Annotated in this window: 16 protein-coding genes and 1 tRNA gene; 6 read left to right on the top strand and 11 right to left on the bottom strand. The window is 69.0% G+C overall.

Annotated elements, in window-relative coordinates; all coding sequences use genetic code 11:
• Positions 1-192, bottom strand: a 192-nt coding sequence (locus tag SLNSH_RS25230) for a hypothetical protein (protein ID WP_210202522.1), incomplete at its 3' end; no start/stop codon positions are given.
• Between the two features lie 290 nt (positions 193-482).
• Between SLNSH_RS25230 and SLNSH_RS15975 the strand changes: the two genes are divergently transcribed.
• Positions 483-2,513 (top strand): M23 family metallopeptidase, encoded by a 2,031-nt coding sequence (locus SLNSH_RS15975; RefSeq protein ID WP_106338006.1) that lies wholly within the window; start codon positions 483-485, stop codon positions 2,511-2,513.
• 52 nt (positions 2,514-2,565) lie between these two features.
• Positions 2,566-3,483 (top strand): AEC family transporter, encoded by a 918-nt coding sequence (locus SLNSH_RS15970; RefSeq protein WP_106338005.1) that lies wholly within the window; start codon positions 2,566-2,568, stop codon positions 3,481-3,483.
• 30 nt (positions 3,484-3,513) lie between these two features.
• Here the strand turns inward: SLNSH_RS15970 and pcaB are convergent, their stop codons facing one another.
• The 4 genes from pcaB to SLNSH_RS15950 all read right to left on the bottom strand — a co-directional run bounded on the left by pcaB (position 3,514) and on the right by SLNSH_RS15950 (position 7,802).
• Positions 3,514-4,881: a 3-carboxy-cis,cis-muconate cycloisomerase gene (pcaB, locus tag SLNSH_RS15965; RefSeq protein WP_106338004.1), complete on the bottom strand. Its 1,368-nt coding sequence runs from the start codon at positions 4,879-4,881 to the stop codon at positions 3,514-3,516.
• An 88-nt stretch (positions 4,882-4,969) separates the two neighbouring features.
• The gene (pcaF, locus tag SLNSH_RS15960; protein ID WP_106338003.1) at positions 4,970-6,172 is read right to left on the bottom strand and encodes a 3-oxoadipyl-CoA thiolase; all 1,203 of its coding nucleotides are present in this window, start codon (positions 6,170-6,172) and stop codon (positions 4,970-4,972) included.
• On the bottom strand, positions 6,169-6,942 hold the full coding sequence (locus tag SLNSH_RS15955) for a CoA-transferase subunit beta (protein WP_106338002.1): 774 nt from the start codon (positions 6,940-6,942) through the stop codon (positions 6,169-6,171). Before SLNSH_RS15955 ends, pcaF begins: the two co-directional genes overlap by 4 nt.
• Positions 6,943-6,953: 11 nt before the next feature.
• On the bottom strand, positions 6,954-7,802 hold the full coding sequence (locus SLNSH_RS15950) for a CoA transferase subunit A (RefSeq protein ID WP_106338001.1): 849 nt from the start codon (positions 7,800-7,802) through the stop codon (positions 6,954-6,956).
• A gap of 127 nt (positions 7,803-7,929) precedes the next feature.
• Here SLNSH_RS15950 and SLNSH_RS15945 point away from each other — a divergent pair, with 127 nt between their 5' ends.
• Positions 7,930-8,715 (top strand): IclR family transcriptional regulator domain-containing protein, encoded by a 786-nt coding sequence (locus SLNSH_RS15945; RefSeq protein WP_106338000.1) that lies wholly within the window; start codon positions 7,930-7,932, stop codon positions 8,713-8,715.
• A 65-nt stretch (positions 8,716-8,780) separates the two neighbouring features.
• Here the strand turns inward: SLNSH_RS15945 and SLNSH_RS15940 are convergent, their stop codons facing one another.
• Both SLNSH_RS15940 and SLNSH_RS15935 read right to left on the bottom strand, forming a co-directional pair.
• A complete protein-coding gene (locus SLNSH_RS15940) occupies positions 8,781-10,280 on the bottom strand; it encodes an NAD(P)/FAD-dependent oxidoreductase (RefSeq protein WP_106337999.1) in 1,500 nt (499 codons plus the stop codon).
• Positions 10,277-10,804: a GtrA family protein gene (locus tag SLNSH_RS15935; RefSeq protein ID WP_158266776.1), complete on the bottom strand. Its 528-nt coding sequence runs from the start codon at positions 10,802-10,804 to the stop codon at positions 10,277-10,279. Before SLNSH_RS15935 ends, SLNSH_RS15940 begins: the two co-directional genes overlap by 4 nt.
• Before the next feature lie 195 nt (positions 10,805-10,999).
• Here SLNSH_RS15935 and SLNSH_RS15930 point away from each other — a divergent pair, with 195 nt between their 5' ends.
• A complete protein-coding gene (locus SLNSH_RS15930) occupies positions 11,000-12,775 on the top strand; it encodes a hypothetical protein (RefSeq protein ID WP_106337997.1) in 1,776 nt (591 codons plus the stop codon).
• A 28-nt stretch (positions 12,776-12,803) separates the two neighbouring features.
• Positions 12,804-13,664: a penicillin-insensitive murein endopeptidase gene (gene mepA, locus SLNSH_RS15925; protein WP_425353006.1), complete on the top strand. Its 861-nt coding sequence runs from the start codon at positions 12,804-12,806 to the stop codon at positions 13,662-13,664.
• A gap of 10 nt (positions 13,665-13,674) precedes the next feature.
• Here mepA and SLNSH_RS15920 read toward each other — a convergent pair whose 3' ends face one another.
• The 3 genes from SLNSH_RS15920 to SLNSH_RS15910 all read right to left on the bottom strand — a co-directional run bounded on the left by SLNSH_RS15920 (position 13,675) and on the right by SLNSH_RS15910 (position 15,268).
• Entirely contained in the window at positions 13,675-14,169 is a 495-nt protein-coding gene (locus SLNSH_RS15920; RefSeq protein WP_106337995.1) for a TIGR00645 family protein, read from the bottom strand.
• Positions 14,170-14,200: 31 nt separating this feature from the next.
• The gene (msrA, locus tag SLNSH_RS15915) at positions 14,201-14,860 is read right to left on the bottom strand and encodes a peptide-methionine (S)-S-oxide reductase MsrA (RefSeq protein WP_106337994.1); all 660 of its coding nucleotides are present in this window, start codon (positions 14,858-14,860) and stop codon (positions 14,201-14,203) included.
• A gap of 87 nt (positions 14,861-14,947) precedes the next feature.
• On the bottom strand, positions 14,948-15,268 hold the full coding sequence (locus tag SLNSH_RS15910; RefSeq protein ID WP_106337993.1) for a hypothetical protein: 321 nt from the start codon (positions 15,266-15,268) through the stop codon (positions 14,948-14,950).
• Between the two features lie 303 nt (positions 15,269-15,571).
• Here SLNSH_RS15910 and SLNSH_RS15905 point away from each other — a divergent pair.
• Positions 15,572-15,661: transfer RNA gene (locus tag SLNSH_RS15905), tRNA-Ser, on the top strand.
• A gap of 339 nt (positions 15,662-16,000) precedes the next feature.
• Here SLNSH_RS15905 and SLNSH_RS15900 read toward each other — a convergent pair.
• On the bottom strand, positions 16,001-18,106 hold the full coding sequence (locus SLNSH_RS15900) for an alkyl/aryl-sulfatase (protein ID WP_106337992.1): 2,106 nt from the start codon (positions 18,104-18,106) through the stop codon (positions 16,001-16,003).
• Between the last annotated feature and the right edge of the window lie 175 nt (positions 18,107-18,281).

The following is an 18,281-nucleotide window of genomic DNA, read 5'->3' as shown; positions in this document are numbered from 1 at the left end:
CTTTCTTCCATCCAAATTGTCAAAGAGCGGCATCAGATGATGCTTGACGGCGATGTCGGCAACCATCTCTGACCCGACCGAAGTCAGGCGGCTCAGGCCCGATCTGCAGAGAAGCGAAGCCGGCGCGCCGTCGTTGCCGGCGGCGTCGCCGTGTGTGAGGGGCTTATAGATCCGCCCCTCTGCCGCTGTCAACGGCGTCTTGCAAAAAAATGCGACAGGTGGATGACGCCCGAGCCGGCTGGCGCGCCGGACGCCTTGCGCCGCCTGGCTTCTCGGCCTCCAAGAAGGTCCAAGCGCGGACGCCTGGGGACGACGGCCGGCGCCGCCCCATTCGCGCCACGGTCGCAGTCCCTAACAGGCGCGCGCCGGCCGGGGCGGGCGATTGACGCTCCTGCCCCGGATCGGCGATTGTGCGCCGGAGCCTTGCGCCGGCGATGCGTCGTTCGCCCGAACCTGAGCCCTACGAAAGCTTCCGAGCGCCCATGTCCGCCATCCCCATGATGCAGGGTCCAGGCCTGGCCGGTCCGCGTCGCGCCTTTTCGCCCGGCGCGCCCCAGGTCGACCTCGGCCATGAGCCTGCGCTGTCGCGCGAGGGCGAGCAGGGCCAGCATGACCGCCGCAGCGTGAGCGTACGCTGGCTCGCCGGCACGATCCTGACGGGCCTTTTCGGGGCCACCCTGATCGGCTCGGCCATCTATGTGTCGCTGGATGGCGAACTGACCTTCGCGGAGCGCGGCGAGCTGGCCGTGACGCCGGCCCAGCGCAGCGCGGCTTCCGGCGATCGCTCACCCCGCCGCGGCGACAAGCTCTTCGTGGCCGCCGACGTGGTCTCGGCCAAGCAGGCTTTCAAGACGCCGACCACCATCAAGGTGGGCGACCGCGAGGTCATCAAGGTGAAGCCCTTCGTGCGGGTGGCCACCAACCTGGCCCTCGGCTCCCTGGGTTTTTCCGACGACGTCCCCCCCTTCAACCCGATGAAGCTCTACGGCGGCGCTGACATCGCCGCCGACAAGGCGACCCCGGAGCTGGAGATCACGGACGGGGACGCGGAGGTGTCCGTCCAGCGCAGGCCCCTGATGGGCTACGACGCCCCGGACGAGCCCGGCGCCGTTCTGAGCGCCGAGCAGGCGGCCGCCCAGGTGGCGGAGGAGCAGCGCGCCATGCGCGAAGCCGGGCAGCGGGCTCCGCTCGCCATCGCCGGCCAGCGCATGCTGAGCATGGCGATGACGGCGCCCAAGCTGCAGCCGGACCCGGCGGCGGCGCCCGCTCCGGGCATCTCGTTTTCGACCATGCAGGTCACCTTCGTGCCGGAGAACGTGACCACGAAGGCGAAGACGCCCGCGGCTGCGCGCGAGGCCGCGCCCGCCCAGGACGAGCGCATGGTCACCGTGAAGCGTGGCGAGACGTTCGAGCAGACGCTCAGGGCGAACGGCGCCACGCCGGCGGAGATCAGGTCGCTGACCACCGCCCTGGCCGCCCGCCTCAAGGACGCCCCGGTCAAGGAGGGGCAGCGCCTCAAGCTGCTCTTCGGCCCGGCCCTCAAGGGGGGAGCCGCGCCGCTTCTGCGCGTCATGGTCTATGATGGCGAGACGATCACCGCCATCGGCGCCCTGGACGATCGAAACACTTTCGTCTCGGTGGCGCCCCCGCAGGCCGACACGCCCGTGGTCGCCGAGGACGAGGAGGAAACGGACGACAAGCCGGGCGGCATCAGGCTCTACGACAGCCTCTACGAGACGGCCTTCAAGCACGACATTCCCAAGGCCGTCGTCGACCAGCTGGTGAAGATCACCTTCTATGACTACGACCTGCAGCGGCGCGTCTCGGGCGGCGACAGTTTCGAGGTGTTCTACTCCGAGGACGAGGAGAACGACGGCAAGCCAGAGGTGCTCTACGCAGCCCTCAACGTGGGCGGCCAGCAGAAGCGCTACTATCGTTTCCAGCTCGGAGACGAGAACGTGGTCGACTTCTTCGACGAGCAGGGCAAGTCGAACCGCAAGTTCCTGCTCCGCAAGCCCATCTCTGAAGGCGTGCTGCGCTCCACCTTCGGCATGCGCTACCACCCCATCCTGCGCTATTCGCGCATGCACAACGGCGTCGACTGGGCCAACAAGGTGGGCACGCCGATCCTGGCGGCGGGCGATGGCAAGGTCCGGCTGGCCGGATGGGAGTCCGGCTATGGCCGTCGCGTCGAGATCGAGCACTCCTATGGCTTCGTGACCACCTACAACCACATGTCTGGCTTCGGAAAGGGCATCAAGGAGGGCGTGCGCGTCCGCCAGGGCCAGGTGATCGGCTATCTGGGGAGCACGGGTCTCTCGACGGGCCCGCACCTCCACTACGAGGTGATGATCAACGAGAACCTCGTCGATCCGCTCACCATCAAGCTGCCGCGCAACCGTGAGTTGGACGCTGGGCAGCTCGCGTCTTTCCAACGTGAGCGTGACCGGATAAACGAGCTCATGCGCAAGGCGCCGAGCGCGACCCGCCTGGCCGAACGCGCCCAGCGCTGACCCCCTTACGCGGGTCTCCCCCACTGCCGTCCGCGGGCGGCGCGAGCCCGCCATGCTGCACGTCCTCACCGTCGTCCTGCCCGTCTTCGGCCTGATGGGGCTGGGGTACGGCGCCCGCTCCATCGGCTATCTGGGCGATCGCACCGGCGAGGGTCTCTCCGACTATGTGTTCGCCGTCGCGATCCCGGCCCTGATCTTCAAGACGCTCACCGCAGCCCAGCTGCCAGAGGCCCAGCCCTGGGGATATTGGTTCTCCTATTTCGGCGGGGTGATCGTCGTCTGGACGATCGGGACCTGGATCGCCCGTACGTTCTTCGCCGTCTCGCATGTCGAGGGCGTGGTGGCGGGCTTCACCTCCGGCCAGGCCAACACGGTGCTGGTCGGCATCCCCCTGATCCTGGAGGCCTTCGGCCCGGACAGCGCGGTGCCGCTCTTCCTGCTCATCGCCATCCACCTGCCCATCATGATGACCTCCGCCACGGTGCTGGCGGAAGGCCGGGGCGTCCCGCTGCGCCGCATCGTGCGCCAGCTCGTCTCCAACCCGCTGCTGGTGGCCATCGTGGTGAGCGTGGCGGCGCGCGAACTCCCCTTCCCGCTCCCGGCGGCGGTGAAGACCGTCGTGGACATGCTGGGCGCCTCGGCGAGCCCCTGCGCGCTGTTCGCCATGGGGATCGCCCTGCGGCGCTACGGCTGGGGCGACCAGCCGATCCTGGCCCTGGTGATCACCGCCCTGAAGCTGGTGCTGCACCCCTTCGCGGTGCTGGTGCTGGCCCGACACGTGTTCACGGTCCCCTACACCTGGACCGGTGTGGCCGTCATGTTCGCCGCCATGCCGTGCGGCGTGAACGCCTACCTGTTCGCCGAGCGCTACCGGACCGGTGTCGCGATCTCGTCCGGCGCCATCGCCCTGTCGACGGCCGCCAGCGTGGTCACCTCCGCGCTCTGGCTGGTTGTCGTGAAGGGCTTCTGAGCCTGAACCATCCCGGCGCCCGCGATCTCCTCATTCTCCGAGCGCCTGGACCACTGGTCGAACCGCCGCGACCGCACGGTCGACGTAGCGTGAGGCGGCCGCCACGGCAGGCCCGGCATCAAGGGCCGCGGGGAGCCTGGCCGGATCGAAGCCGGCCGGCAAGCCGGGATGCGCTTCGACCACCTCCCGGAGGGATTGGCCGCTCTGGCGCACCTGGGTGGCGGCGTCTTCGACGAAGTGGTGGGCCTCGGCCCGCCCGAGGGCCGGGGCCAAAGCAGAGGCGACGGCATCCGCGTAGAGAAGCCCCCGGGTGATCTCGAGATTGGCGCGCATCCGGCCTGGGTCGACCTCCAGGCCTTCGGCCAGGCGACGCGTTTCGGCGAGTGCGCCGGAGGCGAGGCCGAACAACTGGGGCAGCGCGTGCCATTCGGCGTGCCACGCGCCCGCCGGGCGCTCGTGCGCGGCCGTCATGCTGGCCAGCAAGGTGGAGGCGAGGCCCGGCGCCGCCTCGGCCGCGGCCAGGATCACCGTCGCCGACACGGGGTTGCGCTTGTGCGGCATGGCCGAGGATCCGCCCCGCCCGGGCGTATAGGGCTCGGAGACCTCGCCGACCTCGGTCGAGGCCAGGTGCGCCACGTCGGCGGCCATCTTGCCGAGGGCTCCGATGAGAGTGGCCAGCCAGCAGCCCGCCTCGGCGACGCTCGCCCGCCGGGTGTGCCACGACAGCGGCGGCGCTCCCAGCCCGAGTTCGGCCGCAAAGGCGTCCTGCACGGCGGGACCATGCTCGCGCAAGCCGGCCAGCGTGCCGACGGGCCCGCCGAGGGAAGCCAGCAGGCTGCGCGCGCGAACCTCCGGCAGCCGTTGCGCCACATCGGCGATCCCGGCCATCCACACGGCGGCCTTGAAGCCGAAGCTCAGGGGCGCCGCGTGCTGGCCGTAGGTGCGCCCGACGCAAAGGGTGTCGCGATGTCTCTCCGCAAGCTCCGCGAGCGCCTCCAGCGTCGGGGCGAGATCCTGCCGCAGCGCTTCGAACCCCTCCCGCATCTGCAGCACGAGGGTCGTGTCGGCGATGTCCTGCGTGGTCGAGCCCTTGTGGAAGGCGCTCTCCAGATCCTTCGGCAGGCGCTTCTGGATAGCCTTCACGAAGGGGATGACGGGCACGCCCGCCAGCGCCGTGTCGCGACCCAGGGCGGCGATGTCGAGGCTCACCGGGTCGATCGCCTCGATCGCCGCCGCAAGCCCGTCCGGCGCGAGGCCGTGGCGCGCTTCGGCGCGGGCCAGGGCGGCCTCGGCCTTGAGCATGGCGGCGAGCCGGGCCTCGTCCGAGAAGATCGCCCGCATGCGCTTCGTCGCGAAGAGCGGGCCGACCAGGGCGGAATCCAGGGCCGAAAACGTCATCGTCGCTCACCTTTCGCCGGGCGCCTGCGCGCGAGCCGCATCGTTGTAGCCCGGCCCTGGCGTCCGGCGAAAGTTCTCGCCGTCCTGCTCAGATGCGCTCGATGGCCAGCGCCACCCCTTGGCCCACGCCCACGCACAGCGTGGCGAGCCCCAGGCGCCCGCCCGTCTTGTCCAGGTGGTGGGTCAGCGTCAGCGCCAGCCGCGCCCCGGACATGCCGAGCGGGTGGCCCAACGCGATGGCGCCGCCGTTCGGGTTCACGTGGTCGGCGTCGTCCGGCAGGCCGAGGCCGCGCAGAACGGCCAGAGACTGGCTGGCGAAGGCCTCGTTGAGCTCGATCGCGTCGAAGTCGGAGACGCGCAATCCCAGCCGCTCGCACAGCTTGTTCACGGCCGGGACCGGGCCCACGCCCATCACCCGCGGCGCCACGCCGGCGGACGCCATGCCGAGGATCCGCGCCCGGGCATGGAGCCCATGCCGGCGCACCGCATCCGTGGAGGCGATCAGCATGGCGCAGGCGCCGTCATTCACGCCCGAGGCGTTGCCCGCGGTCACCGTGCCGTCGGGCCGGACGATGGGCTTCAGCTTGGCGAGCGCCTCGGCGGTGGCATCGGGCCGCGGATGCTCGTCGGCCTCGACGATGACCGGGCCGCCCTTGGAGCCGGGGACTTCGACCGGGACGATCTCCTCGGCGAAGAAGGCGGTGGAGCGGCCCGCTCGCTGCTGCGAGCGCAACGCGAAGGCGTCCTGGTCCTCGCGTGAGATCTTGTGCTCCTGGGCCACGTTCTCGCCCGTCTCGGGCATGGAGTCGACGCCGTATTTCGCCTTCATGGCCTTGTTGACGAACCGCCACCCGATGGTGGTGTCGTAGATCTCGGCCGTGCGCCCGAAGGCCTGCTCGGACTTGCCCATCACGAAGGGCGCGCGAGTCATGCTCTCGACCCCGCCCGCGATCGCGAGCTCGATCTCGCCGGCCCGCACGGCGCGCGCCGCCGTGCCCACCGCGTCAAGCCCGGAGGCGCACAGGCGGTTGAGGGTCGTGCCGGGGACCTCCTGCGGAAGGCCGGCCAGGAGCGCCGCCATGCGGGCGACGTTGCGGTTGTCCTCGCCGGCCTGGTTGGCGCAGCCCAGGAAGACTTCGTCCAGATGTCCCCAGTCGGCGTCCCTGTTGCGCGCCATCAGGGCCTTGATCGGCAGGGCGGCGAGGTCGTCGGCCCGCACCTTCGAGAGCCCTCCGGCGTAGCGGCCGATGGGCGTACGGACGGCGTCGCAGATGAAGACGTCGCGGCTCATTGGGATCCTCCATGCGCCTTCTTGGTGCGGGCCTGGATGTCGCGCAGGACCTCCAGTTCCTGGGCGGTCGGCGCGGGGGTCGCGACCACCTCGGCAGCATAGCGCACCGGCCAGCCGGTGTTCTCCTGGATTTTCTCCCGGGTCACGCCGGGATGGATCGAGACGACGCTCATTTCCTTGGTTTCCGGATCGGGCTCGAAGACGCACAGGTCGGTGATCAGCCGGGTTGGACCCTTGGTCTTGATTCCCATGTCCCTTCGCTCGCGCCCGGTGCGGCCGTGTCCCATGGAGGTGACGAACGGCAGGCCAGCCACGAAGGACCGGGGCGACTGCGCCATCGTGATGAAGATCTCGCCGCAGTTGGTGGCGATCTCCGGGGCGCCGCCGCCGCCCGGGAGGCGGACCTTCGGGGCGTCGTAGGAGCCCACCACCGTGGTGTTCAGGTTGGCGAAACGGTCGATCTGCGCACCGCCGAGGAACCCTATCGTGATACGCCCGCCCTGCAGCCAGTAGCGGAACATCTCGGGCACCGAGACCGTCGTAAGGGCCGTGTCGCAGAGCTCGCCATCCCCGATGGACAGCGGCAGCACGTTGGGCCGGGTCTGCAGGGTCCCGCTCTCGTAGATGAGCGTGATCTGCGGCGCATGCGTGAGCCGGGCGAGGTTGCAGGCCGCGGAGGGAGCGCCGATGCCGACGAAGCAGACGTCGTCATTCTTCAGCGCACGGGCGGCCGCGATGGTCATCATCTCGGTCGGGGTGAAGTCGGTCATGGAGGCGCTCCTCAGGCGGACGGCCGGCCGTGGGCCGCGAAGGCCTCCGGCCCCTTCTCGAGAACGTTCTCCTTCATCCAGGCCAGGAAGCTCCCGCGGTCGCGAGCGATCTCATCCCAGGCGATGTAGAAGGCGTTGTCGCGCTTGTAGTAGCCCTGCGCGTAGGAGGGGTGGGCGCCGCCGGGAACGACTGCGATTGCAGTCACGGTCCAGGACGGGAGCACCACCGCGTTGCGGTTCAGAGGCCCGAAATCGTCCACCACCTCCTCGACCGTCACGATCGACCGCTTCGAGGCCAGCACCGTCTCCTTCTGGACCCCCGTGATGCCTTCCAGGAGGACGTTGCCGTCCCGGTCGGCCCGCAGCGCGTGGATCACGCCGACATCCGGGCGGATGGCCGGCACGGCCGCGAGCTCTTCGCCCGTGAAGGGACACGTCACGCGCTTGATGTTCGGATTCACCTTGGGCAGGTCGACGCCGAGATAGCCCCGGAACATCGCGAAGGGCAGGTTCGCCGCGCCCGCCTCGTAGGCGTTGGCCATGGCGGCGTGGGAGTGCTCCTCGATCTGCAGCCTGTGGGGCCAGCCGTTCTCCACGGCGTCGCGGAGACGATGCAGGGAGCCCACGCCCGGGTTGCCGCCCCAGGAAAAAACCAGTTTGTCGGCGCATCCCATCCCGATGAGCTGGTCATAGATGAGGTCAGGCGTCATCCGGTAGAGCGTCAGGCCCTTGCGGCCCTGGCGGATGACCTCATGCCCGGCGGCGTAGGGAATGAGGTGGGTGAAGCCCTCCATGGCGACGGTGTCGCCGTCGCGAATGCATGCAGCCACTGCGTCGTGCAGCGTCATGAAGCGCGCCATCCGGAGTGTCTCCTGCCGACTTGACCTGTTCGCATGACGAACATAAATTCGTATTGCGAACACTCTAGGTCCCCCCCAATCCGGCCGTCAAGGCGCGGCAGGGCTGCGTGGCGCAAGGGAGCAAGGCATGGACGCGGGACCCGCGCCGATCGACGAGGACGACCCCTCATACGTGGGCGCGCTGGCCCGCGGGCTTGCCGTTATCCGAGCCTTCGATGTCGGCCGCGAGAGCCTGACGCTCGCGGATGTCGCCAAGATGACCGCCCTGCCCCGCGCCACCGTGCGCCGGTCCCTCCTGACGCTGCAGGCGCTCGGTTACGTGGCGACGGACGGCAAGCAGTTCCGGCTCACGCCCAGGATCCTGTCCCTTGGCTACGCCTATCTGGCGTCCACGCCCATGACCCGCGTGCTGCAACCCGCCCTGGAGGCGGTCAGCGAGCGCACGCACGAGAGTTGCTCCGCCTGCACCCTCGACGGACCGGAAATCGTCTACGTGGCCCGGGCTGCAACCCGGCGCATCATGTCGGTAGGGCTCGCCGTTGGAAGCCGGCTCCCGGCGTTCTGCACCTCGATGGGGCGCATCCTGCTAGCCGCCGAGACCCCCGAACGTGCCCGGGCGATCCTGGCGGACAGCGAGCGGAAGCCTTTCACGCCCCACACCGTCACGGATGTATCAGCTCTGCTGGAGATCCTGGCTGGCGTGCGCCAGGCGGGCTACTGCCTTGTGGACCAGGAATTGGAGGTCGGCCTGCGCTCCATCGCGGTGCCCGTCCGCAACTCGGCGGGGCAGGTGGTCGCCGCCATGAACGTCAGCGCCCAGGCGGGGCGGGTCTCTCCCGACCACCTGAAGGGCGTGGCGCTCCCCATCCTGCGGGACCAGGCGGAGAGCCTGCGGGCTTCGCTGGTGGCCTGAGCCTGGCCCTCGCAGGCCCGGGCGGGAAGGCTCCCGCGCGTCTGCGCCGGAAGCGTCGGTGCGCGCTACGCGACCTTGCGGGGAACCAGCCGCTCCGACCCAAGCGCTTCGCGCGCTCCCGACTCGCCCGCCTCGTGGTACTCCGCGTCCTCGTTGACGTCCCAGATGTCGTACAGCCGCTCGCCCGCCAGGATGTTCCGCACCGTCAGCATGGCGGTCATCATGGCGTGGTCCTGGTTGTTATACTTGTGCATGCCGTTGCGGCCGACCAGGTGCAGCGTCGGGAAGCGCTGCTCCAGGTCCAGGCGCACCATGGCGACGTGGTCCTTGTAGGCGTCGTCATAGACCGGGTACGCCTTGGCCTGCCGCACGACGCAGGCGTCCACCACCTCGTCGTCGCGCACGAGACCAATCCGCGCGATCTCCTGCTTCGCCAGCGCGATCAACTCCGCATCCGGAGCGGACCACAGCCCGTCTCCCTCGAAGCAGAAATACTCCAGCCCCAGGCAGGCGAGGTCCGGGTCTGGAACCATCTCCGGCGACCACGAACGGAAGTTCTGGATGCGGCCCACCTTCACGGACGGGTCGTGGATGTAGATCCAGTTGTCCGGGAAAAGGTCCTTGCAGGTGGTGACCAGCGCGACCGTGAGGAAGTCCCGGTAACGGAGCGCCCGCGCGTGGAACAGGGAGATCGGCGCCGGCTTGATGGCGGCGGTGAGTTCGGTGATGGGCGCCGACGAGATCACGTGGTTGGCCGTGAAGGTCTCGACCGATCCGTCGCCGCGCCTGGCCGTCACCGTCCAGAGCCGCGCCGCCTCATCCCACTCCATGGCGGACAGGGTGCGGTCCATCAGAATGCGCCCGCCCTGCTCGCGCGTCTTGCGGGCGGCCGCCTCCCACATCATTCCCGGACCCTTGCGGGGATACTGGAAGGACTCGATCAGGGTCTTGATGACCTCGCCGTCCTTCGGCCGCGGCCTGCCCTTGAAACTCCGGCCGAGAGCGTTCAGCACCGCGGCGCCCAGGCTCAGGCCCTTGATGCGCTGGGCCGCCCAGTCCGCCGAGATTTCGTCGCAGGACATCCCCCACACCTTCTCGGTGTAGGTCTTGAAGAAGATCGAGAACAGGCGCTCCCCGAAGGCGTTGCGGACCCACTGGCGGAAGGTCTTCGGGCTCGCCACGGGCTGCAGCTTGGCCCAGCCGTAGCTCGCCATGCAAAGCGCGCTTTCCACGAGGCCCAGGTTCCAGAGCGCCTCGAAGGCCTTGAGCGGATAGGAGTAGAGCTTGCCCTTGTAGTAGATGCGGGAGATCCGCGGCCGCTCGATGAAGTCGTCCGGCAGGATCTCCTTCCACAGGTCCACCACCTCCTTCGCCTTCGAGAAGAAGCGGTGGCCGCCGATGTCGAACAGGAACCCCTTGTAGTTCACCGTGCGGCTGATGCCGCCGACCAGGTGCGGGTCGCGCTCCAGGACGGTGACATCCCTGCCTTCCTTCGTGAGCAGGTAGGAAGCCGTTAGCCCGGCCGGGCCGGCCCCGATGATCAGGACGTCGGTGTGCTGGGTCATGGGACGGACCTCGAACGCAGAACAGGCGCCCGGGCGGGCGCGAAGGCGAAGAACGTGTGGCCGGCGAAGCCCGCGAAGGCCGCCAGGCTGGCGCCGACCAGCAGGTCGACAAGGCGCGGCAGGGCAGGCGCGGAATAGACGAGCGTCAGGAACACGCCGTAGCTGAAGCCCTGGGCCAGAACGGCCACGAGCGCATACCGCAGGGCTTCTCCCAGCGGCTTGCGGCCGCTCGCCCCGAAGGTCACGCACCGGTTCAAGGTCCAGGTCACGCCCGTCGCGGCCAGGAGGGACAGCGCCCGCGACAATTCAGGGGCCATGTGGGCGCGGTCGAGAACCGAGAAGATCGAGGCGTCCGTCGCCAGGCCGACGACGCCTACGCTGAGGAAGCGGCCGAAAGCCTGCGCGAGCGGATGGGCCAGCAGACGGGCCAGCCGCGGCCCGGCGATCCGTTCCGCGAGGCGCCTGAGGCCCTCCGAGGAGCGGAACGAGGCGGAGCGCGCCGCGCTGACTGTCGTTTCCTGCACCGGGCGCGGCCCTCGCTCACGGCGCGCGCAATGCACGCGCAACAACTACCGGTGGTTGTAGTCGGCGCTTCGGGAATTTTCGGTAAACAGGCCGGAGCCGGCGTCTCGCGGCCCGCGCGCGGTGCAATCGGGCTGAACGGGACGTTAAGGCGGCGGCGCTATCCAAGGGGGATCGCCCCGGCCCCGGAAGCCCCGATGACAGACGCCGCCCTGCCCGCCATCGCGTCCCGGCCCTGGCGCGGCCTTGTTCGAGACAGCCGCTGGGCGGCGCTGGCCGCATGGGGCATCGCCGTCGCCGGCAGGTTGAGCGACCTGGGCTCCGTGGGAACCCAGTTCAACGACACGGATGACGCCACCCGGCTGCTCGAGGTTCGCGATCTCCTGGCGGGCCAGCCTTGGTTCGATCTCGTCCAGCACCGGCTCGACCCGGCGTTTCCCATTCCCATGCACTGGTCGCGGCTGGTGGACGCGCCGATTGCGCTCTTGGTGCTCCTCTTCGAACGCGTCACGGACGGGGCCACGGCCGAGCGCTGGGCCATGATCGCCTGGCCGCAGATCGTTCTCCTGGCCGCCATTTTCGCGGTTCGCGCCCTGGCCCGGCGGCTCGGCGGCAATTTCGCCTCCACCCCGGCCGTGTTCCTGCTGGCCCTTGGCCTCAGCATGACATGGCAGTTCGTCCCGGGGCGCATCGACCACCACAGCGTCCAGGCCACTCTGCTCCTGTGGTGCCTTTCCGCCCTGCTCGATCCCACTGTCAGGGGCGGCGCCCTCGCCGGCGCGCTGTCGGCAGGCGCGCTGGCCGTGGGCATCGAAACCGTGCTCTTCCAGGGGCTCGCGGCCGCCGCCGTTGCGGCCAGGTTCCTGACGGATCCCTCCAGCCGGGCCTGGACGCGGGCCTATGGCGCGAGCCTGGCCGGGACCACGCTGATGCTTGCGGCGGCCACCGTGCCGCCGACCTCTTGGACCCACGGCGCCTGCGACGCCTTGTCTCTCGGCTATATCGCGCTGCTCGCGATTGGCGGCGCAGGCCTCGCCCTGGCGGCGGCGCGGGAACGTTCTCGCGGCGCCCGGGCCGGCTGGCTGGTCGCGGTCGCGGCGGCTGCGCTCGCCGCCTTCGTCGCCGCCGATCCCGCCTGCGTTCGGGGACCCATGGCGAGCATCGATCCTCGGCTGTTTCCCGTGTGGCTCGACCACAACCAGGAACTGGCCTCCTGGCCCAAGACGTTCCGGCAGGAGCCCGTCAGCGGCGCTCTGCTGATGATGGGCCCGGCCCTCGGAGCCTTGTCGGCCGCCGCTCTGTTGACCTGGCCCGACCTGCGGCGCAGCCCCGCGGCGGTCGCGATACTGGCCTGCTTCGCCGTGGCGGTCGTGATGGGATCGCTCCAGATCCGGTCGCTGTTCTACGCCAACATGCTCGCCGTGCCGCTGATCGCCGCCGCGATCGGACGGTTCGCGGAGCGATCCGACCGACGGGGAGGATCCGCGCTGGCCGCCGTCATCGCCGGCCTGCTGCTCGCAAACAACACCACCTGGGCCCTGGCGGCGGCCTCCATGCTTCCAGACGATGCCGTGGTGAAGTCCGACGCCCAGGACAGCGCCTGCCTGAACCTCGGGTCCTACGCCAGGCTGGCTGCGCTGCCGCCCGGTCTCGTGGTGGGGCCCATCGACTTCGGACCCTTCGTCCTCGCCGCGACGCGCCACAGCGTGCTCGGAGCGCCCTATCACCGGCAGGCCGCCGGCATCGTGGACGGCTACCGCATGCTGACGGAGCCGCCGGCCGTGGCGATCCCCGAGCTGCGAGCCCGAGGAGCGGCCTATGTAGCGCTGTGCTCCCGCTCGCGCGACTTCAAACGCTATGTCAACGTGGCGCCGGACGGCCTCCTGGCCCGACTCGACCGCGGCGAGGCCGCGCCGGGACTGGAGCCGATCGAAACGGACGGCCTCATCCGGATCTACCGGGTGACGCCCTGACCAAGGCCCGCCGGGCCGCCGGAGCCGCCTGCCCATGCGCCTGTCCCCGCTCACCGCCTCCGCCCTGCTTCTGCTGCTAGCCCTGTCCCCCGCCCATGCCGAGCCGCCCGCCAAGGAGCTGTTCGGCGCCGTGAAGGAGCCGGCCGAGCTCCCGCCGCGGGTGCACGGCTTCTACGCCAAGGGCTGCCTCGCCGGCGCCGACCCCCTGCCCGCGGACGGCCCCGCCTGGCAGGTGATGCGGCCTTCGCGCAACCGCGCCTGGGGCCACCCGGCCATGATCGCCTTCCTGGAAAAGTTCGCCCACACGGCCCAGCGCGCCACGGGCTGGCCGGGCCTGCTGTTCGGCGACATCGCCCAGCCGCGCGGCGGGCCGATGAAGACCGGCCACGCCTCCCACCAGATCGGCCTGGACGCCGACGTCTGGCTGACCCCAATGCCGAACCGCACGCTCTCGGCCCAGGAGCGCGAGGACATGGCGGCCGCCGACATGGTGCGCGACGACAAGCTGGATGTGTCGCAGAACTGGAGCAAGGCCCAGTTCGCCCTGGTCAAGGCCGCGGCCTCTCAGCCCCAGGTCGAGCGCATCTTCGTGAACGCGGCCATCAAGAAGGCGCTCTGCCGGGAGGCCAATGGCGACCGCTCGTGGCTGAACCGGGTCAGGCCCATGTACGGGCATAACTGGCACATGCATATCCGCATCGCCTGTCCGGCCGGCGAGACGGAGTGCCAGCCGCAGGATCCGGTTCCCCCTGGGGATGGCTGCGGCAAGGAGCTCGACTGGTGGTTCACCGACGCCGTGCTGCACCCGCGGCCCGGCGGCAAGCCCAAGCCGCCCTTGCAGATGTCGGCCCTGCCGGCCGCCTGCCGGGCCGTGCTGAACGCCCCCTGAGCCCCCCGGCTCAGTGGTCGCCCGAAACCCGGTCGGTGAGGGCCAGCACGATGCCGGAGCCCACGAACACGAGGTGGATGATCACGTACCACATGAGTTCGCGGTCGCTCAGGTTCTTCACGTTCATGAAGGCCTTGAGCAGCTGAATGGCCGAGATGGCGACGATCGACGACAGCAGCTTCAGCTTGAGGCCGGTGAAGTTGATCTTGCCCATCCACTCGGGCCAGTCCTTGTGCTCCGCCTCGTCGATCTTGGAGACGAAGTTCTCGTACCCCGAGAAGATCACGATCACCACCAGCGAGCCCATGAAGGTGAGGTCGATGAGCGAGAGAACGCCAAGGATCACGTCCGAGTCGCCCGCCGACGGGAGATGCAGCATGAAGTGCCAGATCTCCTGCACGGTCTTGAACAGGAGCGTGGCGAGCGCCACCACCAGCGCCATGTAGAACGGCGCCAGCAGCCACCGGCTCGCAAACAGAAACCGCTCGAGATAACGCTCGACCATTCAGCCCCCTGCATCAATTCCCTGTGGCGGGTCAGGCGCCCGCCGAAATCCCGGTCCCGATGGGACAGGCCACGCCGGTCCCGCCCAGGCCGCAATAGCCCATCGGGTTCTTCGCCAGGTACTGCTGATGATAGTCCTCGGCGAAATAGAACGGACCCGCGTCCGCGATCTCGGTCGTGATCGGCCCGTAGCCGTTCTCAGCCAGAACGCGGCCATACGCAAGCTTCGAGGCCTCAGCCGCGGCGCGCTGGGCGGGGGTCGTCGCGTAGACGCCCGAGCGATATTGCGTGCCGATGTCGTTGCCCTGGCGCATGCCCTGGGTCGGGTCGTGGTTCTCCCAGAACACCTGGAGAAGCTGCTCGTACGTGACCTGGGCCGGGTCGTAGACGACCAGAACCGCCTCCGTGTGCCCGGTCAGGCCCGTGCAGGTCTCCTCGTAGGTGGGGTTGGGGGTCAGCCCGCCGATATACCCGACCGCCGTCGCCCAGACGCCCGGCGTTTGCCAGAACTTCCGCTCGGCGCCCCAGAAGCAGCCCAGCGCGAAGATCGCCGTCTCGAGGCCTGCCGGATAGGGCCCCTTCAACGGGCGTCCATTGACGAAATGCGTCTCGGCGGTGGGCAGCGGGGTGGACCGGCCGGGCAGCGCCTCGCCGGGGGTGGGCAGGACGGTTTTCTTGCGCAGGCTGAACATGGGGGATCTCCTCGCGGCGGGAAATCCCAATGTGGGGTCCAGCCTGCGAAAACGCGAGAGGCGGTCGAACCGGGCCGGCCAGGCCTCTCAGGCTCGGCTGTCGTAGCCGACGACCGGCTCGCGCTCAGAAACGAGCCAGACCAGGAGGAGCCCGAGCAGAAGCAGGACAAGCGCCAAGGGCGCCCGCATCAGCCACGCGGCCCCGTTGTCCCACAGGAGAGGGCTCACGCGAGCCGACGCGGCCTGGATCATGGCCTGGGCGGAGGGCGCCAGGCGGTCGAGCCCGGCTCCCAGGCTCGTATAGGCCAGCCCGGACGATGCGATGGAACGGGTGCCGTCGACCGCCGCGGCCACGAAGGCCCCGGCCAGCGCCATGTACCCGAGCGCGCGAATGAGAAAGCGGATCATGCAAGCGTCCTCGCTGGGCGCGATTCGGCCCAGCCTTCATCCTCCATAAAAGGGCTCCCCCCTCCCCTGCGCAACATCAGGCTCGTGCGGCGTTCCGTCCTGAACCGGCCGCCGCACGCCGCCTGGCGCGCTGGACAAGCTGCCGCTCCCGCCGCCAGCATAGGCACGGCGAGACTGGCCGACAGGATGTCGGCTCCGCTCACTGCACGCCGTCCATGGATCTGACCGCCCGGACCCATCCGAACCGCCTTGCATCCGGCGCGCGGTTGGTGCTAGGAGCCTGCCCTGCGCTTCGCGGCGCACGGAGGGGTGGCCGAGTGGTTGAAGGCGCACGCCTGGAAAGTGTGTATACGGGAAACCGTATCGCGGGTTCGAATCCCGCTCCCTCCGCCATTGATCCCTGATACAATTTTCACTCTTCGTGGCCCCGGCCGCCCCATCGGTTTCAGCACCGGTGCCGCCACGTGCGCCAGGCGCGGCAGACGCCGCCGGACCACCGCACGCAGCGCCGGTGCGTGTGCCAGAACGAGCGGCAATGGGCTCGTTGAACCAACGACGCCTCCGGCGCGCTCAGCGTATTCGCCAACCCGCCTGGAGACGCAGGAAGTCCTGCCCCGGCGGGCGCCGATCCGAGCAAAAGCGGCATAGCGACGAAAATGGCGGTCACGATTCCGCGGCCCGCGGCCAATGCCAGTGGGTCTTTCATGGCTCCGTCCTCCTCATGGGGCTGATCTACTCGGCGATGGTCGGGCGCGGATCCGCTTCGTAGCCGTCCGCTTTCGCTGTGCGCGTGGCCCTGGACCGGGCGCCCGGCATGATCTCGAAGCGCGGGTCGAAGTCCACGAAGGTGGATGCGAGCTTCTTCAGGATGCTCGCGTCTCCATCCACCTTGGCGGTTCCGTCCGCGATCTGCGCCTCGAGGGACTTCGCCCCGGTCATGGTCTGCTCCAGATCGGCGCGATCGATCGTCAGGACCAGGTCCGGCTTCGGCGCCGTGAAGCCTTTGATGTTCGTGAGCGTCGCGTTCTCCAGCTCGACCAGGAATCTCTCGCCGTTGTCAGGCGTGATGAGGTTCATGGTGAACCGCATGCCCTCGGCCCTGCGGCTGTCCATGCGGATGGCCAGGAAGTTGAGGAAGAGCTCGGTGGACATGGCCCGGACCACGTCAGGGCTGCTCGTATCGGCGACCGCTCCCTCCGGGATCCCGTCTCTCAGCTCATAAGCGGCCGCCAGATAGCAGTTCCGGATGCCGGGGTTCTCCTGCTGGTATCCGAGCTGCTCGAAGACGTCGGCCAGCAGGTCCCGGGCGGGCTGGTTCTCCGGCTCGGCCTGGACCAGCTTGTTCAGGATCTCCTGGGCGAGAAGATACTTGCCCTCGTCATGCAGTTGGCGACCGCGGGCCATGATCCTCTCGGCGCCGCCCATCATCTCGACATAGAGCGGCGCGGAGTCCCTCGGCGACAGGGGGACCAGCGTTGCGGGGTTCCCGTCCCAGAAGCCCAGGTAGCGCTGCACGACGCCGCGGCTGTTGTGCTGGGGCGAGCCGTGATAGCCGCGGCAGTGCCACTTGGCCTCCAGGCTCTTCGGCAGGCGGTAGACGTTGTGGATCTCGTTGATCGTGACGCCCTGGTTGGCGAGATGCAGGACCTGGTTGTTCATGTGTGCGTAGAGGTCGCGTTGGGCACGCAGCACCTCCTGGATCCTGTCGTTGCCCCAGCGCGGCCAGTGGTGCGAGGCGAACATCACGTCGGCTTCCAGGCCGAACCGGTAGAGAGCCTCGCCGATGTATTTCGACCAGCGCAGCGGATCGCGCACCTGCGCGCCGCGCATCGTGTAGATGTTGTGCAGTGACGCGATGACGTTCTCCGCCATCCAGAGCGCCTTCATGTCGGGGATATAGGTGTTCATCTCCCGCGGCGCTTCGGTGTTGGGCGTGTTCTGGAAGATCATCCTCACGCCGTCGACATCGAGCTCCTCGATATCCTTCTCGACATGGCGGGTCGGCGCGAACAGGCCTGTCGCGCCGGCCGAAACGGCCTGGCCCAGGCCCTGGCCCACGTAGCCGTGGGGACTGGCGGGCAAAAGGAGGCCGTATTGGTAGAACAGGCGCCGGTTCATGGCGTTGCCGGCGTAGACGTTCTCCGAAACCGTGAAGTCCATGAAGTCGACGGGAGCGATGATGGGGACCTTCCCCGACCTTACGTCCGCTTCCTCCACGATGCCGCGCACGCCGCCCCAGTGGTCGCCGTGGGTGTGCGAATAGATGATCGCGGACACCGGGAGGCCTTCGCCCACGCGCTCCTGGAACAGCTTCCAGGCCGCGCGCACCACCTCCGTGCTCACGAGCGGGTCGAAGACGATCCACCCCGTCCTGCCCCTGACGAAGGAGATGTCGGAGAGATCGAAGCCGCGGACCTGGTAGATGCCCGGGATGACTTCGTAGAGCCCGTAGTTGTTGTTGAGCACGGACTGCCGCAACAGCGATGGGTGGATGCTGTCGAAGTCTTCGCGGTCGTTCAGAAACTGGAAGCGCTCCATGTCCCAGGCGACATGGCCGGCGTCCGCCATGATCTTCCGATCCTTCATCGGCGCGATCAGGCCTCGCTTCTGCTCCTCGAAGTCCTTCGTGTCTCCGAAAGGCAGGTTGCGCCGGGCATCCCTGAGCGCCTCCACGGTGAACTTCGAGGGCGCCTTGCCCTTGGGGTGGAAGTGTCCAGGGTGCCGGGCGGAGGCCTGCTGCGCCAGGGCTGGGGCATCGCCGAGCACATGTCGCCCCGCGACCGCGAAGGAGGCGCCGACCGCGGGAAGGGATTTGATGATGTCTCGTCGGGTCGCCATCGACTGCTCCTCAGCACGGGCCTTCGCTCACCAGCGACGCGCCACGTCAGCGATCAACAATCATCGCGCCAGTTTTGGGACTTCGAACTGACATCGGTCAGTGTTCGGGGACGGACGGCGTGGTGTAAGAGTCGTCGTCATCGGGTCGTCCAGGGCTGCCGGGCCGCGACGCCAG

The organism is Alsobacter soli (genome assembly GCF_003004785.1).
Lineage (GTDB): Bacteria > Pseudomonadota > Alphaproteobacteria > Rhizobiales > Beijerinckiaceae > Alsobacter > Alsobacter soli.
This window is presented reverse-complemented; position numbering and strand designations above follow the sequence as displayed.

Bases quoted from the DNA above. Each gene is read 5' to 3' on its own strand.
- SLNSH_RS15975 (WP_106338006.1), top strand. From the start codon at position 483: ATGTCCGCCATCCCCATGATGCAGGGTCCAGGCCTGGCCGGTCCGCGT.
- SLNSH_RS15945 (WP_106338000.1), top strand. From the start codon at position 7,930: ATGGACGCGGGACCCGCGCCGATCGACGAGGACGACCCCTCATACGTG.
- SLNSH_RS15910 (WP_106337993.1), bottom strand. From the start codon at position 15,268: ATGATCCGCTTTCTCATTCGCGCGCTCGGGTACATGGCGCTGGCCGGG.
- pcaF (WP_106338003.1), bottom strand. From the start codon at position 6,172: ATGAGCCGCGACGTCTTCATCTGCGACGCCGTCCGTACGCCCATCGGC.
- msrA (WP_106337994.1), bottom strand. From the start codon at position 14,860: ATGTTCAGCCTGCGCAAGAAAACCGTCCTGCCCACCCCCGGCGAGGCG.
- SLNSH_RS15950 (WP_106338001.1), bottom strand. From the start codon at position 7,802: ATGGCGCGCTTCATGACGCTGCACGACGCAGTGGCTGCATGCATTCGC.
- SLNSH_RS15955 (WP_106338002.1), bottom strand. From the start codon at position 6,942: ATGACCGACTTCACCCCGACCGAGATGATGACCATCGCGGCCGCCCGT.
- SLNSH_RS15920 (WP_106337995.1), bottom strand. From the start codon at position 14,169: ATGGTCGAGCGTTATCTCGAGCGGTTTCTGTTTGCGAGCCGGTGGCTG.
- SLNSH_RS15940 (WP_106337999.1), bottom strand. From the start codon at position 10,280: ATGACCCAGCACACCGACGTCCTGATCATCGGGGCCGGCCCGGCCGGG.
- pcaB (WP_106338004.1), bottom strand. From the start codon at position 4,881: ATGACGTTTTCGGCCCTGGATTCCGCCCTGGTCGGCCCGCTCTTCGCG.
- SLNSH_RS15900 (WP_106337992.1), bottom strand. From the start codon at position 18,106: ATGGCGACCCGACGAGACATCATCAAATCCCTTCCCGCGGTCGGCGCC.
- SLNSH_RS15970 (WP_106338005.1), top strand. From the start codon at position 2,566: ATGCTGCACGTCCTCACCGTCGTCCTGCCCGTCTTCGGCCTGATGGGG.
- SLNSH_RS15930 (WP_106337997.1), top strand. From the start codon at position 11,000: ATGACAGACGCCGCCCTGCCCGCCATCGCGTCCCGGCCCTGGCGCGGC.